The organism is Streptomyces sp. NPDC048291, assembly GCF_043201715.1.
GTDB lineage: Bacteria > Actinomycetota > Actinomycetes > Streptomycetales > Streptomycetaceae > Streptomyces.
The window spans coordinates 800,190-816,773 of record NZ_JBICZC010000001.1 but is presented as its reverse complement, the minus strand read 5'-3'; the positions used below and the strand labels follow the sequence as shown (position 1 = coordinate 816,773).

The 16,584-nt window shown below is 70.4% G+C and carries 18 protein-coding genes; 5 read left to right on the top strand and 13 right to left on the bottom strand.

What is annotated here, in order from left to right; genetic code table 11:
* Positions 1-48: 48 nt before the first annotated feature.
* From ACGF5O_RS03565 to ACGF5O_RS03550, 4 genes are all read right to left on the bottom strand, one after another.
* Positions 49-1,002 (bottom strand): CU044_5270 family protein, encoded by a 954-nt coding sequence (locus ACGF5O_RS03565; protein ID WP_393808243.1) that lies wholly within the window; start codon positions 1,000-1,002, stop codon positions 49-51.
* Between the two features lie 2 nt (positions 1,003-1,004).
* Positions 1,005-1,610: an RNA polymerase sigma factor gene (locus ACGF5O_RS03560; RefSeq protein WP_393808242.1), complete on the bottom strand. Its 606-nt coding sequence runs from the start codon at positions 1,608-1,610 to the stop codon at positions 1,005-1,007.
* Positions 1,611-1,710: 100 nt separating this feature from the next.
* Entirely contained in the window at positions 1,711-2,247 is a 537-nt protein-coding gene (locus ACGF5O_RS03555; RefSeq protein ID WP_393808241.1) for a TetR/AcrR family transcriptional regulator, read from the bottom strand.
* Positions 2,247-2,567 (bottom strand): multidrug efflux SMR transporter, encoded by a 321-nt coding sequence (locus ACGF5O_RS03550; protein ID WP_362581321.1) that lies wholly within the window; start codon positions 2,565-2,567, stop codon positions 2,247-2,249. Before ACGF5O_RS03550 ends, ACGF5O_RS03555 begins: the two co-directional genes overlap by 1 nt.
* Positions 2,568-2,838: 271 nt before the next feature.
* On the opposite strand from ACGF5O_RS03550, the gene ACGF5O_RS03545 reads away from it, so the two are divergent.
* A complete protein-coding gene (locus ACGF5O_RS03545; protein WP_393808240.1) occupies positions 2,839-3,750 on the top strand; it encodes an AbfB domain-containing protein in 912 nt (303 codons plus the stop codon).
* Between the two features lie 54 nt (positions 3,751-3,804).
* Here the strand turns inward: ACGF5O_RS03545 and ACGF5O_RS03540 are convergent, their stop codons facing one another.
* From ACGF5O_RS03540 to ACGF5O_RS03505, 8 genes are read right to left on the bottom strand one after another with little or no spacing between them, the layout of a single operon-like run.
* Positions 3,805-4,137 (bottom strand): metal-sulfur cluster assembly factor, encoded by a 333-nt coding sequence (locus tag ACGF5O_RS03540; RefSeq protein WP_351485771.1) that lies wholly within the window; start codon positions 4,135-4,137, stop codon positions 3,805-3,807.
* On the bottom strand, positions 4,134-4,601 hold the full coding sequence (gene sufU / locus ACGF5O_RS03535) for a Fe-S cluster assembly sulfur transfer protein SufU (protein WP_393808239.1): 468 nt from the start codon (positions 4,599-4,601) through the stop codon (positions 4,134-4,136). Before sufU ends, ACGF5O_RS03540 begins: the two co-directional genes overlap by 4 nt.
* An 18-nt stretch (positions 4,602-4,619) precedes the next feature.
* Positions 4,620-5,876, bottom strand: a complete 1,257-nt coding sequence (locus ACGF5O_RS03530) for a cysteine desulfurase (protein WP_362581327.1) — start codon at positions 5,874-5,876, stop codon at positions 4,620-4,622.
* Positions 5,873-6,658, bottom strand: a complete 786-nt coding sequence (gene sufC / locus ACGF5O_RS03525) for a Fe-S cluster assembly ATPase SufC (RefSeq protein ID WP_393808238.1) — start codon at positions 6,656-6,658, stop codon at positions 5,873-5,875. The genes ACGF5O_RS03530 and sufC overlap by 4 nt, the downstream gene beginning before the upstream one ends.
* 7 nt (positions 6,659-6,665) lie before the next feature.
* A complete protein-coding gene (locus tag ACGF5O_RS03520; protein WP_393808237.1) occupies positions 6,666-6,992 on the bottom strand; it encodes a non-heme iron oxygenase ferredoxin subunit in 327 nt (108 codons plus the stop codon).
* Positions 6,989-8,173, bottom strand: coding sequence for a Fe-S cluster assembly protein SufD (gene sufD / locus ACGF5O_RS03515; protein ID WP_393808236.1), 1,185 nt, complete (start codon positions 8,171-8,173; stop codon positions 6,989-6,991). Before sufD ends, ACGF5O_RS03520 begins: the two co-directional genes overlap by 4 nt.
* A gap of 55 nt (positions 8,174-8,228) precedes the next feature.
* Positions 8,229-9,650 carry a Fe-S cluster assembly protein SufB gene (sufB, locus tag ACGF5O_RS03510; RefSeq protein WP_351326265.1) on the bottom strand — a complete coding sequence of 474 codons (1,422 nt, stop codon included), beginning with the start codon at positions 9,648-9,650 and terminating at the stop codon, positions 8,229-8,231.
* Entirely contained in the window at positions 9,647-10,381 is a 735-nt protein-coding gene (locus tag ACGF5O_RS03505; RefSeq protein WP_393808235.1) for a helix-turn-helix transcriptional regulator, read from the bottom strand. The genes sufB and ACGF5O_RS03505 overlap by 4 nt, the downstream gene beginning before the upstream one ends.
* A 184-nt stretch (positions 10,382-10,565) precedes the next feature.
* On the opposite strand from ACGF5O_RS03505, the gene ACGF5O_RS03500 reads away from it, so the two are divergent.
* The 4 genes from ACGF5O_RS03500 to ACGF5O_RS03485 all read left to right on the top strand — a co-directional run bounded on the left by ACGF5O_RS03500 (position 10,566) and on the right by ACGF5O_RS03485 (position 15,328).
* Complete coding sequence (locus tag ACGF5O_RS03500; protein WP_393808234.1) at positions 10,566-11,369, top strand: aminoglycoside N(3)-acetyltransferase; 804 nt, start codon at positions 10,566-10,568, stop codon at positions 11,367-11,369.
* A 46-nt stretch (positions 11,370-11,415) separates the two neighbouring features.
* Positions 11,416-12,339: an ABC transporter ATP-binding protein gene (locus ACGF5O_RS03495; RefSeq protein ID WP_393808233.1), complete on the top strand. Its 924-nt coding sequence runs from the start codon at positions 11,416-11,418 to the stop codon at positions 12,337-12,339.
* Positions 12,336-13,115, top strand: a complete 780-nt coding sequence (locus ACGF5O_RS03490) for an ABC transporter permease (protein WP_393808232.1) — start codon at positions 12,336-12,338, stop codon at positions 13,113-13,115. Before ACGF5O_RS03495 ends, ACGF5O_RS03490 begins: the two co-directional genes overlap by 4 nt.
* Positions 13,116-13,192: 77 nt before the next feature.
* On the top strand, positions 13,193-15,328 hold the full coding sequence (locus tag ACGF5O_RS03485) for a glycogen debranching N-terminal domain-containing protein (RefSeq protein WP_393808231.1): 2,136 nt from the start codon (positions 13,193-13,195) through the stop codon (positions 15,326-15,328).
* Here ACGF5O_RS03485 and ACGF5O_RS03480 read toward each other — a convergent pair.
* Positions 15,265-16,530: a glycosyltransferase family 4 protein gene (locus ACGF5O_RS03480; RefSeq protein ID WP_393808230.1), complete on the bottom strand. Its 1,266-nt coding sequence runs from the start codon at positions 16,528-16,530 to the stop codon at positions 15,265-15,267. The genes ACGF5O_RS03485 and ACGF5O_RS03480 overlap by 64 nt on opposite strands.
* Between the last annotated feature and the right edge of the window lie 54 nt (positions 16,531-16,584).

The window sequence follows — 16,584 nt, the reverse complement described above, 5'->3', positions numbered from 1 at the left end:
CGGCCCGCACTCCCCCGTGGTGCGGGCCGCCCGGGTCCGGGGGTGGCGTCAGGGGCGCTCGCCGGCCTTGTCCACCACCGCCGTGGTGAGCCGCTCGGTGGCGCCGGTGACCTTGCCGTTCACGATCAGCCGCGAGCCCACGAGGTGGTAGGTCCGCGGGTCGATCAGGAACTGGGGTGCTGTCGTGGTCCTGCCCTTGCCGCCCGGGGGGAGGTCGTAGGCCAGGGCGACGGCCTTGCGGCCGGTGACCGTGTCGACCAGGTGGTCGGTGACCGTGCCGTCGGGCAGGAGTGCGAGGGCTCGGTACAGCGAGGCCAGTCCCCCGGGCGGCACGAGGTCGGCCCTGAGGAGAAGACTGATCTCGGCGTAGTCGTCCCATGCCTGGGACGCCCCCTCGGTGTCCCGGACGGCGTTCCTCTTGCGGAGCGCTTTCAGCGTCCCCTCACCGTCGGCCGGCAGCGCGGCCAGGAACCGGTACACATCCCGCGGCGAGACGAACTCGCCGGGCCCTTCGCTCCTCAGGTGCGCCGGGATGACGGTGAGCTCGGGATCGCCGTCCGCCGGGTGATAGGCCTGGAGTTCACCGTCGTACCGGCGCCAGTACCCGGCCGGCTGCTGCCCGCGGGCCGGCTTCATCGCCGTGCTCGTGTAGATCCACTGCTTCGCCGTGGGCTCGGCACCCGTCGGCTGCTGGTCCAGCGCGTCTGCCGCCCGTTCCAGGAAGTCGGCCGCACTCATCCCTTTCAGGTCGAGGTCGGACGTCGCCGGCCGCACTCCGCGTCCCGTGCCGTTCCCGCCCACCAGCAGGGCGGCGGTGACGGCGACGGCGGTCACCGCGGCCACGACCGCGACGATCACGAACTCCCGCCGCCACCACACCGCCCGGCGCCGCTCCCCGGCGCGTACCGCGTCGGTCAGCAGGGCACGCCCCGCCGCCAGCCTGGCCCGGTCCGGCACCGGCGCTTCGGCGCGCAGCGCTCGTACCTCGGTCATCTCGTCCATCGCTATGCCACCTCCACGGTGTCGCCCACGAATGCCGGATCCGCGCCCAGCGCCGTACGTACCTTGCGGCGGGCACGGTTGAGCCGGGAGCGGACCGTGCCGACCGGGATGTCCAGCGCCTCGGCGACCTCCTGGTAGGTGAGGTCCGCCCAGGCGACGAGCAGCAGGACGTGCCGGTCGCCCGCCGACAGCGCGGCGAGGGCGCCGGCTAGTGGTCCCTGCGCGTCGATCCGGTTGTCCGTGTGCTCGACCCAGTTCTCGCTCCAGGACGCGGCGACCGGGTCCTGCCCGGTGCGGGCCAGCGCCCTCAGCGCCCGTACCTCCGTCCGGCGTTGCTTGCCGATCAGGTTCGCCGCGATGCCGTACAGCCACGGACGTGCGCTGGAGCGCGCGAGGTCGTAGCGGGAACGGATCCGGAAGGCGGTCAGGAACGTGTCCGCGGTGATGTCGTCGGCCGCGTCGGAGCCGAGCCTGCGCGCCACGTACCGGTGGATGTCGGGCGCGTGACGGTCGTAGAGCCGGGCGAAGAGCTCTGGTTGTTCCATGGACTGGGCGACGGTGTCCGCGTCGTCCCCCGCCTGTGCCGTGGCCGGCGGCGGTCCGCTCACGAGGCTCCCCCTGGTTCGTCGGTGCGTGTGTGTCGCCCCTTGTTCCCCGATGCCCGCCGGAGGGTTCACGGTGGCCCGGCCGGGAGACGGACGCGTCCGCTCAGGGAAGCACGCGCCCCAGCGCCTCCCGCGCGTACCCCTCGTCGTACGGCGTCCCCGTCAGCAGCACCTGGAGGCAGATCCCGTCCATCAGGGCGACCAGCGCCCGCGCCGTGACCGGGTCGGTGCGGTGGGCGAGCCGCTCGGCGAGGTCGTCGGCCCACTCGGCGGCGACCGGGCGCAGGGCCGGGCGGCGCAGGGCGGCGAGGTAGAGCTCGTACTCCAGCTCCACGGCGGTGCGGTCGCCGCTCAGCCAGTCGCCGAGGATCCGCGCGAGGACGGTGGCGAGGTCCGCCGCGGGGTCGGCCAGGCCGCCGTGCGCGGCGACCGTCCTGGCGAAGCCCTCGTTGGCCTGGCGCAGCGCGGCCACCATCAGCTCGTCGAGGGTCTTGAAGTGGTACGTCGTGGAGCCGAGCGGTACGTCCGCCTCGGCGGCGACCGTGCGGTGGCTCAGCCCGGCGAGTCCCCTCTCGCCGACCACGCGGATCGCGGCCTCGATGATCCGCTGGCGGCGGTCGGGGTCGTAACGGCGGGGCATCAGTGCGCGCCTCCCAGGTTCAGGACCACCACTCCCCCGACGATCAGCACGATCCCGGCCACCTTGACCGGGGTCAGCGTCTCCCCGAACAGGAGCAGGCCCAGTACGGCGATGGCCGCGGTGCCGACGCCGGACCAGATCGCGTACGCCGTGCCGATCGACACGGACTTCAGCGTCTCGGCCAGCAGCAGGAACGAGACGACGTATCCCACCGCCGTCAGCAGCGACGGCCAGAGTCTGCTGAAGCCGTCCGCGTACTTCATCGCCGTCGTCGCGGCGACCTCGGCGGCTATGGCGCCGGCGAGCGTCAGATATCCCATGTGTACGAGGGTACGCAACGATGTGTACGACTGTACATAACGGCGAAGTGGCGGGCATGCGACCGGAAAACACCAGGAACGGCGTTCGCACCCCCGTGCGCCACACGAAGATGTTTAATGCTCACAGAAACCGCTAGCTGAAACGGCTCCCCCGAGCCCCATGGCTCCACTAGTGTGTGCACCTCTGTGATCCACCATTGCTTCACAGTTCACCCACCTCACCTTCACACCCCCGGCCGCCGCTGCCTTGGCGCCGCTGGAGGAAACGCGCATGCCAGAAACCACCCCCCAACCCCCGCCGCATCCCGCCTGGGAGAACGGCTGGGCCCCCGACACCTCCCGGGCTCCCGGAACCCGAAGACTCTGGCTGGCGGGCACGCTGGCCATCGCCACCGTCGTCGCCTGCGTCACCGCGATAGCCGTCAGCCACAAAGCCCCTGACAAGACGTCATCGGCCGGCCCCACGGCGTCCGCGAACACCGACAACGGCCCCGGCCTGCTCTCCTTCGCCTCGCCGTCGGCTTCGGACGCGTCCGGTGCGCCCAAGGGCACGTCGGGGATGTCGGCGACCTCGCCGACCTCGTCCACGTCCGCCACCGCGACGGCCGGCTCGTCCGGCACCGGCCCGAAGAGCTCGCCGTCCAGCTCGAAGCCGTCCAAGTCCACGCCGTCCAAGGGAAGTTCGGGCAGCTCCGGCGGCTCGGGCAGCTCAGGAGGGTCGGGCGGCTCAGGAGGGTCGGGCGGCTCGGGGCAGCAGCCCAGCACCTCCGAGAAGTCGGTCCGCTCGGTCAACTACCCGGACCGCTACTGGCACGCGAGCGGCAGCTACGTGTACCTCGACCAGCCCAGCGGCTCCGAGTCCCGTGAGGACTCGACCTTCAAGCTGGTCAAGGGCCTGGCGAACGCCTCCTGCTACTCCTTCGCCACGCACGACGGGCTGTACCTGCGCCACCAGAACTTCGTGCTGCGCGCCGAGAGTTACGACGGCAGCAACCTCTTCCGGCAGGACGCCACCTTCTGCCCGCAGAAGGTGGGGTTCTCCGACGACGTGCTGTTCCAGTCGGTGAACTACCCGAACTACGCCCTGCGCCACAAGAACTTCCAGCTGCGGCTGGACCCTTACGGCTACAACACGACCAACCGCCAGGACTTCTTCTTCGACCTCGTGGACGGGCTGAGCTGAGACACGTGAAAGCGGCGGCACCCCGAGGGTGCCGCCGCTTTCACGTGTCCGGTCTCAGACGTTGAACCCGAGCGCCCGCAGCTGCTCACGGCCGTCGTCCGTGATCTTGTCGGGGCCCCACGGGGGCATCCAGACCCAGTTGATGCGCAGCTCGTTGACGATGCCGTCCGTGGCGGACTTGGCCTGGTCCTCGATGACATCGGTCAGCGGGCAGGCCGCCGACGTCAGGGTCATGTCGATCGTCGCGATGTTCGCGTCGTCGATGTGGATGCCGTAGATCAGCCCGAGGTTGACGACGTCGATGCCCAGTTCGGGGTCGACGACGTCGTACAGCGCCTCGCGGAGTTCTTCCTCCGAGGCCGGCTTCATCTCAACGGTCTCGCTCATGCCGTCTTCCTTTCGGCGTCGGCGCCACCCAGCGCCTGGGCCGTCGCGTCCTTCCACGCCATCCAGCTCAGGAGGGCGCACTTGACCCGGGCCGGGTACTTGGAGACACCGGCGAACGCGACGGCGTCCTCCAGGACCTCCTCCATCGCGTCGTCGGGCTCGATCCGGCCCTTGGACTGCATCAGCTCCAGGAAGGTCTCCTGGACCTTCTGCGCGTCCGCCAGGTCCTTGCCGACCAGCAGCTCGTTCAGCACGGAGGCCGAGGCCTGGCTGATGGAGCAGCCCTGGCCCTCGTACGAGACGTCCGCGATGGTCGTGCCGTCGTACTTCACTCGGAGGGTGATCTCGTCGCCGCACGTCGGGTTCACATGGTGCACCTCGGCGTCGCCATCCCTGAGACCACGCCCGTGCGGGTGCTTGTAGTGGTCCAGGATGACTTCCTGGTACATCGAGTCCAGCTTCACGGTCTCAGCTCACGCCCTTCAGCCGAAGAAGTTCCGTACGTGCTCCAGGCCCTCGACCAGAGCGTCGATCTCGGCCGGAGTGGAGTACAGATAGAACGACGCTCGCGTGGTCGCAGGAATTCCGTACCGCAGGCAGACCGGCCGTGCGCAGTGGTGGCCGACCCGGACCGCGATGCCCTGCTCGTCGAGGACCTGGCCCACGTCGTGCGGGTGGATGTCCCCGAGGGTGAAGGAGATCGCGGCGCCCCGGTCCTCGGCCGTGGTGGGGCCGATGATCTTCAGGTCCGGGACCTCGGCCAGCCGCTTCACCGCGTACTCGGTGAGCGCGTGCTCATGGGCGAGGATCTTGTCCATGCCGATGGCGTCGAGGTAGTCGATGGCCGCGCCGAGACCGACCGCCTGGGCGATCGGCGGGGTGCCCGCCTCGAACTTGTGGGGCGCCGGCGCGTACGTCGACGAGTGCATCGACACGGTCTCGATCATCTCGCCGCCGCCGAGGAACGGGGGCAGGTCCTCGAGCAGCTCCTGGCGGCCCCAGAGGACGCCGATGCCGGTCGGGCCGCACATCTTGTGGCCGGTGAAGGCCACGAAGTCGGCCTGCAGGGCCTGCACGTCCAGCGGCATGTGGGGCGCGGCCTGGGAGGCGTCGATGCAGACGAGCGCGCCGACCTCCTGGGCGCGGCGCACTATCGCCTCGACCGGGTTGACCGTGCCCAGGATGTTCGACACCAGCACGAAGGAGACGATCTTCGTCTTCTCGGTGATGACCTCGTCGATGTTGGACAGGTCGAGCCGGCCGTCGTCGGTGAGGCCGAACCACTTCAGCTTCGCGCCGGTGCGCTGCGCGAGCAGCTGCCACGGCACGATGTTGGAGTGGTGCTCCATCTCCGTGATGACGATCTCGGTCTCGTGGTCCACGCGGTAGGGCTCGTCGGCCCAGCCCAGCATGTTGGCCACGAGGTTCAGTGACTCGGAGGCGTTCTTGGTGAAGATCACCTCGTCGCGGCTGGGCGCGTTGACGAACTCGGCGACCTTGTCGCGCGCGCCCTCGTACAGCGCCGTGGCCTCCTCGGCGAGCACATGCACACCGCGGTGGACGTTGGCGTTGTGGCGCTCGTAGTACTCGCTGAGGGCGTCCAGTACCTGGCGCGGCTTCTGGCTGGTCGCCGCGTTGTCCAGGTACACGAGCTTCTTGCCGTCGTGGACCAGCCGGTCCAGGACGGGGAAGTCCTTGCGGATCGCCTCGGTGTCGAGGAGGCCCGGCAGTTGTGTCACGCGGATACGCCACCCTTCGTGTCGACTTCGTCGTGCTTCGCATAAGCCTCGTAGCCCTCGGCCTCCAGCTTGTCGGCGAGCTCGGCGCCGCCGGACTCGACGATCCGGCCACCGGAGAAGACGTGGACGAAGTCGGGCTTGATGTAGCGCAGGATGCGCGTGTAGTGCGTGATCAGCAGGGTGCCGACCTCGCCGGTCTCGCGGACGCGGTTGACGCCCTCGGAGACGATGCGAAGGGCGTCGACGTCGAGGCCGGAGTCGGTCTCGTCGAGGATCGCGATCTTCGGCTTGAGCAGTTCGAGCTGGAGGATCTCGTGGCGCTTCTTCTCGCCGCCGGAGAAGCCCTCGTTGACGTTGCGCTCGGCGAAGGAGGGGTCCATGGAGAGGCGCTCCATGGTCTCCTTGACCTCCTTCACCCAGGTGCGCAGCTTGGGGGCCTCGCCGCGGATGGCGGTGGCGGAGGTGCGCAGGAAGTTGGAGACCGAGACACCGGGGACCTCGACCGGGTACTGCATCGCCAGGAAGAGGCCCGCGCGGGCGCGCTCGTCGACGGACATCTCCAGGACGTCCTCGCCGTCGAGGGTGACGGTGCCGCCGGTGATCGTGTACTTCGGGTGACCCGCCAGGGAGTAGGCGAGGGTCGACTTGCCGGAGCCGTTGGGGCCCATGATGGCGTGCGTCTCGCCCTGCTTCACGGTGAGGTCGACGCCCTTGAGGATCTCCTTCGTGGCGTTGTCGGCCTCGACGGTGACGTGCAGGTCTCGGATTTCAAGCGTTGCCATGGGTGCCTCAGGACTCCTGGGTGAGGGAGACGAGCACGTCGTCCCCTTCGATCTTTACGGGGTAAACGGGGACGGGGCGCGTGGCCGGGAGGCCGGACGGCTTGCCGGTGCGCAGGTCGAAGCTGGAGCCGTGCAGCCAGCACTCGATCTGGCAGTCCTCCACCTCGCCCTCGGAGAGCGAGACGTTCGCGTGGGAGCAGATGTCGTGGATCGCGAACACCTCTCCCTCGGTCTTCACGACCGAGACCGGCGTGCCGTCGAGTTCCACCCGCTTCGGGGTGTCCTCCTCCAGCTCGCTCAGCCCGCAGGCGCGTACGAACGCAGTCGTCGTCATGCGACCGAGGCCTCCAGCTCCTCCTCGATCTTGGCGAGCAGGCGCTCCTCGATGTCGGCGACACCGATCTGCTGGACCAGCTCGGCGAAGAAGCCGCGGACGACGAGGCGGCGGGCCTCGTGCTGCGGGATGCCGCGGGCCATCAGGTAGAAGAGCTGCTCGTCGTCGAAGCGGCCGGTGGCGGAGGCGTGGCCGGCGCCGACGATCTCGCCGGTCTCGATCTCCAGGTTCGGCACCGAGTCGACCCGCGCGCCGTCCGTGAGGACCAGGTTGCGGTTCATCTCGTAGGTGTCGGTGCCCTCGGCCTTGGCCTCGATGAGGACGTCGCCGATCCACACCGCGTGCGCCTCGTCGCCCTGGAGTGCGCCCTTGTAGGCGACGTTGGACTTGCAGTGCGGGGTGTTGTGGTCGACGAGGAGGCGGTGCTCCTGGTGCTGTCCGGCGTCGGTGAAGTACAGGCCGTACAGCTCGGCCTCGCCGCCGGTGCCGGCGTAGGCGACGCGCGGGTGCAGCCGTACGACGTCGCCGCCGAAGGTGACGACCACGGACTTGAAGCCGGCGTCGCGGCCGACCAGGGCGTTGTGCTGGGCGACGTGGACGGCCTTGTCGTCCCAGTCCTGAACGGAGACGACGGTGAGCTTGGCGCCGTCGCCGAGGACGTACTCGACGTTGGCGGCGGTGACCACGTCACCGGTGTGGTCGATGACGACGACGGCCTCGGCGAAGGCACCCAGCTCGATGACCTGGTGGCCGAAGGCGACGCCGCCCTGGCCGTGCACGCTGATCCGGATCGGCTCGGTGAGCACCGTCTCCTTGGGGACGGTGACCACGCCGGCCTGCTCGAAGGCGGAGTACGCCTGGGCGGCGACCCGGTCCACGGGGGCGCCGGCCCGGCCGAGCCGGGGGTCGTCGCGGCCGACCAGCTCGACGGTGACGCCCTCGGGGGCCTCCACCGCGACCTTCAGGCTGTCGCCGGTGGCGACCGCCGTGCCGTCGTGCAGCCCGCGCAGGCGCTCCAGCGGGGTGAACCGCCACTCCTCCTCGCGGCCGTGCGGGACCGGGAAGTCCGCGACGTCGAAGGAGGGGGGCGCGCTCATGCGCGTGGCGACGGTCGACTCGGCGGCCACCGCGATGGCGCCGGCGGTGGTGGAGCCCACCGGGGAGTTCTGAGCCTCAGCCATGGCTGTCGGTCTGCTCGCTTTCTTACGTGAGTGGCGTGGCGGTGACGGCGGTGGCTTAGCCGACCGCGCCTTCCATCTGGAGCTCGATCAGCCGGTTGAGTTCGAGGGCGTACTCCATGGGGAGCTCCTTCGCGATCGGCTCGACGAAGCCGCGCACGATCATCGCCATCGCCTCGAACTCGGAGAGACCGCGGCTCATCAGGTAGAACAGCTGGTCCTCGGAGACCTTGGAGACGGTCGCCTCGTGGCCCATGGACACGTCGTCCTCGCGGACGTCCACGTAGGGGTAGGTGTCGGAGCGGGAGATCGTGTCGACGAGCAGCGCGTCGCACAGCACGTTCGACTTGGATCCGGCGGCGCCCTCGCCGATCTCGACCAGACCGCGGTAGGAGGTGCGGCCACCGCCGCGCGCCACGGACTTCGACACGATGTTGGACGACGTGTTCGGCGCCATGTGGACCATCTTGGAGCCGGCGTCCTGGTGCTGGCCCTCGCCCGCGAAGGCGATGGAGAGGGTCTCGCCCTTGGCGTGCTCGCCCATCAGATAGACGGCCGGGTACTTCATCGTCACCTTGGAGCCGATGTTGCCGTCGATCCACTCCATGGTGGCGCCCTCGTAGGCGACGGCGCGCTTGGTGACCAGGTTGTAGACGTTGTTCGACCAGTTCTGGATGGTCGTGTAGCGGCAGCGGGCGTTCTTCTTCACGATGATCTCGACGACCGCGCTGTGCAGCGAGTCCGACTTGTAGATCGGGGCGGTACAGCCCTCGACGTAGTGCACGTAGGCACCCTCGTCGACGATGATCAGGGTCCGCTCGAACTGGCCCATGTTCTCCGTGTTGATGCGGAAGTAGGCCTGGAGCGGGATCTCGACGTGCACGCCCTTCGGCACGTAGATGAAGGAGCCGCCCGACCACACGGCGGTGTTCAGCGAGGCGAACTTGTTGTCACCGACCGGGATGACGGTGCCGAAGTACTCCTTGAAGAGCTCCGGGTGCTCCTTCAGCGCGGTGTCGGTGTCGAGGAAGATGACGCCCTGCTCCTCCAGGTCCTCGCGGATCTGGTGGTAGACGACCTCCGACTCGTACTGGGCGGCGACACCGGCGACCAGGCGCTGCTTCTCGGCCTCCGGGATGCCCAGCTTGTCGTAGGTGTTCTTGATGTCCTCGGGCAGGTCCTCCCAGGACTCCGCCTGCTTCTCCGTGGAGCGCACGAAGTACTTGATGTTGTCGAAGTCGATGCCCGACAGGTCCGAGCCCCAGTTCGGCATGGGCTTCTTCTCGAAGAGGCGCAGGCCCTTGAGGCGGAGCTTGGTCATCCACTCGGGCTCGGACTTCTTCGCGGAGATGTCCCGGACGACGTCCTCGTTGATGCCGCGCTTGGCGGAGGCGCCGGCCGTGTCGGAGTCGGCCCAGCCGTATTCGTACTTGCCCAGGCCTTCGAGCTCAGGGTGGGCAGTCTCCGTGGGGAGAGTCATGCGGGGTTCCTCCCGGCCGTGCTAGCAGATGCGTCAGTGGAAATCTTGGGGATGAACGTCGTGCAGACGCCGTCGCCGTGCGCGATGGTCGCCAGTCGCTGGACGTGCGTTCCGAGCAGCTCGGCGAAGATCTCCGTCTCCGCCTCGCACAGCTGGGGGAACTGCTCCGCGACATGGGCGACCGGGCAGTGGTGCTGGCACAGCTGTTCGCCGACCGGTGCGGTGCGCGCCGTTGCAGCGTACCCGTCCAGACTCAGGGCCTTGGCCAGCGCTTCGGTGCGCTCGTCGGGGCTGACGCCCTCGATCGCCTTGCGGTAGGCGCTCGCCTGGGCCATGATCCGGGCCCGCGCGAAGGCGGCGACCGCCTCCTGGCCGCCCCCCTGCTCGGCGATCCAGCGCAGCGCGTCGGCGGCGAGCTTGTCGTACGACTGGTCGAAGGCGTCCCGGCCGCAGTCGGTGAGCGCGAAGACCTTGGCGGGCCGGCCGCGCGTCCGTGCGCCGTACACCCGCTGCTCGCGCGCCACCACGACGTCGTCGGCGACCAGGGCGTCCAGATGCCGGCGTACGGCCGCGGGGGTCAGGCCCAGGCGTCCGGCCAGCTCGGTGACGGTCGACGGGCCGTGGTCCAGGATCGACCGCGCGACCCGGTTGCGCGTGGAGCGCTCACCGGTCGCTAGCTCCTCCTGCGGGGTCCCCGTGGGGGTCTCCCGAGCCTCGCCGACGTTTTTCACAACGCCATTGTTGCGTAATTCCTCAGAGCCAGGCAAGCGGCGTCCGGGCGACAGGACGGTGCCCTGCATCACTTAGGCATGCCTAACCAGGCACCGGTTCTGACCTGCGGAAACGATCTTTGATCGATCATCCCTCAGCCAATTCGGTGGCGTTCCACGGCCCCCTCGGGAACACTCCGGAACCATGTCCACACCCCCTCCGACCGGCCCTCTTGTCACGCGGGACACCCTCGCGCGGCAGCTTCACCTGCTGGGTTTCGAGCCCGGCGAGACCCTCCTCGCGCACACCTCACTCAGCTCACTCGGCTGGGTGAACGGCGGAGCCGTGGCCGTCGTCCAGGCCCTCCTCGACGCCGTCGGCCCGGAGGGCACCCTGGTGGTCCCCACCCAGACCGGCGACCTCTCGGACCCCGCGGTCTGGCAGCACCCGCCGGTGCCGAAGGAGTGGTGGGAGACGATCCGGGCCACCATGCCGCCGTACGACCCCCGGACCACCCCCACCCGCGGGGTCGGCGTGATCCCGGAGACGGTGCGGACCTGGCCGGGTGCGCTGCGCAGCGCCCATCCGCAGACCTCCTTCGCGGCCGTCGGCCCCCGCGCGGCGGAGATCCTCGACGGCCACGCCCCGGACTGCCGGCTCGGCGAGCGGAGCCCGCTGGCCCGGCTGGAGCAGCTGCACGCGCGCGTGCTCATGCTCGGCACCGGCTACGCCACCTGCACCAGCTTCCATCTCGCCGAGTACCGGATCCCCTCCCCGCGCGTCCGGGTCGGCCGCCCCGCCCCCGGCGGCGGCTGGGAGGAGGTCACCGAGGTGGCGATCACCTCGGACCGCTTCGACGAACTGGGGTACGACTTCGAACGCGACCGGAGCGTCGTCGTCCGCGCCAGGGTCGGCGCGGCGGACGCCCGGCTCTTCCCCGTGGCCGAAGCCGTGGCCTACGCCGAGCGGTGGCTGGCCGTACATCGACCCCGTGAGGAGGAGATCTAGCACCCGGCCGTCCGGGTGACGGCCGGCGTCCTTAGACTCTGTCACCATGCGAAGTGAGCCGGTGGTCCAGGTGCGGGACCTGGTGAAGCGGTACGGCACCAAGACCGCTGTGGACGGCCTCGATCTGACCGCCGAGGCGGGCGTGACCGCCGTACTCGGCCCCAACGGGGCGGGCAAGACGACCACGATCGAGACCTGCGAGGGGTACCGCAAGCCGGATTCCGGCACGGTGCGCGTCCTGGGCCTCGATCCCGTACGGCAGTCGGCCGAGCTGCGCCCCAGACTCGGCGTGATGCTCCAGTCCGGGGGCGTCTACTCGGGCGCCCGCGCCGACGAAATGCTGCGGCACGTGGCGAAGCTGCACGCGCATCCGCTGGACGTGGACACGCTGATGGAGCGGCTGGGCCTCGGCAGCTGCGGCCGGACGTCGTACCGCCGCCTCTCCGGCGGCCAGCAGCAGCGGCTCGCGCTCGCCATGGCCGTGGTCGGCCGCCCGGAACTGGTCTTCCTCGACGAGCCGACGGCCGGCCTCGACCCGCAGGCCCGCCACGCCACCTGGGACCTGGTCCGGGACCTGCGCGCCGACGGCGTCTCGGTCATCCTCACCACGCACTACATGGAGGAGGCCGAGCAGCTCGCCGACGACGTCGCCGTCATCGACGCCGGCCGGGTGATCGCCAAGGGCTCCCCCGAGGAGCTGTGCAGGGGCGGCGCCGAGAACACCCTGCGGTTCACCGGCCGCCCCGGCCTCGACGTCGGCTCGCTCCTCAAGGCGCTGCCGGCCGACTCCACGGCGGCCGAGCTGACCCCGGGCTCCTACCGGGTCGCCGGCAAGGTCAACCCGCAACTTCTGGCCACGGTGACCTCGTGGTGCGCCCAGCACGGCGTGATGCCCGACCGCATCTCGGTCGAACGCCACACGCTGGAGGACGTCTTCCTGGAGCTGACCGGCAAGGAGCTGCGCTCATGACCACCGCGACGACCGGTACCGGCACCTACACGCCGAGGCCGGGTGCCGCCCCGCTCCCCCGCATGATCGCGGCGCAGGCGGCCCTGGAGACGAGGATGCTGCTGCGCAACGGCGAGCAGCTGCTGCTGACGGTGGTGATCCCCACCCTCCTCCTCGTGCTCTTCAGCTCGGCGGACATCGTCGACACGGGCTCCGGCAAGTCGGTCGACTTCCTGACCCCGGGCATCCTCGCCCTCGCCGTCATGTCCACGGCCTTCACCGGCCAGGCCATCGCGACCGGCTTCGAGCGCCGCTACGGCGTCCTGAAGCGCCTCGCCTCCTCCCCACTGCCCCGCTGGGGCCTGATGACGGCCAAGACGGCGTCGGTCCTGGTCACCGAGATCCTCCAGGTGCTCCTCCTGACGGTGATCGCCCTCGCCCTCGGCTGGTCCCCGCACGGCAACCCCCTCGCCGTCCTGCTCCTCCTGGTCCTCGGCACCGCCGCGTTCTCCGGCCTCGGCCTGCTGATGGCGGGCACCCTCAAGGCGGAGGCCACCCTGGCCGCCGCCAACCTGGTGTTCCTGCTCCTGCTCGTCGGCGGCGGGGTCATCGTCCCCCTCGACAAGTTCGGCGGCGCCCAGTCGGTCCTCGGCCTGCTCCCCATCTCGGCCCTGTCGGACGGCCTGCGCGACGTGCTCCAGCACGGGGCGGGGATGCCGTGGGGCGACCTGGGGATCCTCGCGGTCTGGGCGGTGGTGGGGCTGGGGGCGGCGGGGAGGTTCTTCCGCTGGGAGTGACGGCCCGGCCGTGGCGGAACGGAAGCCGTCACCGGGCCACGTGAGTGACGTTCGTGCCCAGCGGGAAAAGACGCTCCGTGTACGAGTCGGCGGAACTCCCCAGCGCTCTGCAACCGTTGCTGCACGACGTCGTCATGTGCGTGGCGGCTCCGGCCTTCGTGGCATCGCCGCGGGACGGGCAACTGCGCGGTCTTCGGGCGGAGGGCTTCTACGGCCATGACCGCAGGCTGCTGCACACGGCCTGTCTGCTGATCGACGGACGCGAACCCGAGCCGATCGGCGTACAGCCGCTGGGCCCCGACCGGGTGCGCTTCACCTCGGTCCGCCGCTACCAGGGCGAGCCGACCGACGATCCCACCCTGATCGTCGAGCGGGTGCGGGTGGCGGGCCAGGGCGAGTTCATCCAGCTCAGGAACGTCGGCACGGTCACCCGCCGCCTGCGCCTCGAACTGGCGCTGGCGACCGACCTCGCGGACATCGCGGACGTCAAGCGGGGCCGCCGGACGCCGACCGTGCCGTGCACCGCCTCCGGGGACGGCGGCGGGCTGCACTGGCGGACCCCGGCGGGCCGCGCCGAGGTCCGCACCGTGGGCGGGGCGAGCGCGCCTGAGGTCACGGACGGGCCGGAGGGCGGTACCTTCGCCTGGCCCCGGATCGTGCTGCGCCCGGGCGAGGAGTGGCGGACCCGCGTCGGCGTGACCGGAGGCGCGGTCCCCACCCCGCCCGGTCACCCCGGCGCACCGCGCTCAGCGGCCCCCTGGGCCGAACCCCGGGTGGCGGGCGACCCGCGGCTGGTGGCACTGGTCCGCCGCGGCCTGGACGACCTGGGGGCGCTGCGGCTCGCGGATCCCGAACGCGGAACCCGGACGGCGGGCGGCACCGAGGACCAGTTCATCGCGGCGGGCTGCCCCTGGTATCTGACGTTGTTCGGCCGTGACTCGATCTGGTCGGCGCGCATGATGCTGCCCCTGGGCACGGACCTGGCCCGCGGCACCCTGTGGGCCCTCGCGCGCCGTCAGGGCACGGCCCACGACGTGTTCCGCGAGGAGGCACCCGGCCGCATCCTCCACGAGCTGCGCCCGGCCGACGCCGAACACGGTCATGGCCTGTGGCTTCCCTCCCGCTACTACGGCTCGGTCGACGCGACCCCGTTGTTCGTGTCGCTCCTGGTGGACGCATGGCACTGGGGGCTGCCGACGGAAGAGGTCGACGCACTGCTGCCGTACGCCGAGCGCGCCATGGAGTGGGTGCTGGAGGTCTGCGCCGGGGACGAGGACGGCTTCCTGCGCTACTACCCCCGGCAGGGCGGGCTGCGCCACCAGTCGTGGAAGGACAGCGAGGACGCCGTCCGGGACGCGACCGGCCGCCGTATCGAACCGCCGCTGGCGCTGTGCGAGGTGCAGGGGTATGCCTACCAGGCGGCGACGGGACTGGCCGGGCTGCTGTCGGCGCGCGGCCGTCACGACGCGGCCGCGCGGCTCCGTACCTGGGCGGACGCGCTGCGCAAACACTTCGCCGACGCCTTCTGGGTGTCGGCTCAGCGCGGTCCGGCCCCGCGGTACGTGGCGATCGCCGTCGGCCGGGGCCTGGAACCGGTCAGCGGGCCCGCGTCCAACATGGGCCAGTTGCTGTCCACCGGCATCCTGGACGCCGACGGCTGCCGGGACATAGCGGCATGGCTCGCCTCGCCCGAACTGAACTCCGGCTGGGGGCTGCGCAGCCGCTCGGACGCGCTGCCCGGCTTCAACCCGCTGAGCTACCACAACGGTTCGGTCTGGACGCACGACACCGCGATCGCCGTCCAGGGCCTGTCCGCGGCGGGCCGCCACGAGGAGGCGTACGCCCTGACGACAGGCCTGCTGGACGCGGCGAGCCACTTCGAGTACCGGATGCCCGAACTGTACGGCGGCGACAGCCGCACGCAGGGAGCACCCGCCCCGCTCGCCTACCCCGCCGCCTGCAGTCCGCAGGGCTGGTCCGCCGCATCAGGTGTGGCCCTGCTGGGCGCCCTGCTCGGTCTCCGGCCGGATCGGACGAACCAGACCCTCCTGGTCGCCCCCATGGCGCGGGAGCTCTCCCCGGCCGCGCCGCTGATCCGCGAGGTCGAGGGCCTCCGCCTGGCCGGGCGGAGTGTCACCGTCCGCACGGATCACCCGGCGGACGGCATCACGGTCGAGGGACTTCCCGAGGGATGGCGGCACGTGGCGTCCTGACGCGGCCGGAACGGAAGACCCGAACACTTCTCGTACGACGACAGCAAGGGGGGCAGACAACGACTCTCCAGGTCGAATTCCGCCACCACGCGCTTCCTCGCCGCATTGCCGACGGCGCGCGCCAGGCTCGGCGAGCGGAGCAGTTCGGTGATGTGACCGGCAAGAGCGTCCGCATCACCGGGCGGTACGAGGAACCCGGTCGAGCCGTCCCGGCCCACTCCCTCGGCGAGGCCGCCCACGTCGGTGGCGATCACGGGGCGTGCCGAACACATCGCCTCCAGCGCCGCGAGGCCCATGGGCTCGGCGAACGTCGAAGGACACACCACGACACGCGCGCGGCGATACAGCTCGTGCATTCCGTCCACGCCGGCCCGGTCGAAACTCACGCGATCCGCGACATTCAAATCCTTCGCAAGCCTGGTCACGTCATCTCCGAAGCCGACCTTTTCCCCATGGAAATCAACCGAATTCGGTGTGTCCATGAGAACAAGGCGGGGGCGCACCGGAAGTTTCCCGTTCAGGACCCGACGCATGGCCTGTACCGCCATCAGCGCTCCCTTGTCGGGAATGAGACGGGCCGGCAGCAGAATGAGCGCCTCGTCGTCCGGTGCCGGATCGGCGAGTTCCGGCACCCGGAGAAAAGACTCGGCGTCGATGCCGAGGTACATGAGTTCCGCGCCTTTCACCCCGAGGTCATCCCTGCAGGCGTCACGGAGGAAGCCGGAGACCGCGAAGTGCGCGTCGAACTCACCGCACGCCCTGGCCAGGGCGACGCTCTCGGGGTCCCGCCAGATGCTGTGGTACGTGTGCAGCAGCACCAGGTCCAGGTCGGCCCTGAGGTCGAGCAGCGCCTCGGCGGGTGCCGCCGAGAAGTGATGGAGATTGTGGCCGTGGACCAACCGGATCTCCCTGGGGGCCAGTTCGCTCCTGAACCACGTGCGCAGTTCGGCCCGCTCCGTGGCGCTCCCGGAGGCCCGGGACAGGTCCAGCCCCGGATGCCGCAGCACCTCGACCCCGCCCTCCGGGGGCGTCCTGACGTCCGACGTCCCCGTGAACACCGTCACCCGGTACCCGCTTCTGGCGAGCAGTCTGGAGCAGTTCCAGAGGTACGACTCCACACCGCCGACCGTCGGCGGGAACGCCCAGTGGACGAAGGCGATGTCCAGCGCCTTCGGGGTCTGTCGATCCGGCTCCTGCCTCATTGCCGCCTCCGGGCACCCTTGCCACCGTGCTCGGGCCACACCCGGTGAACGGCA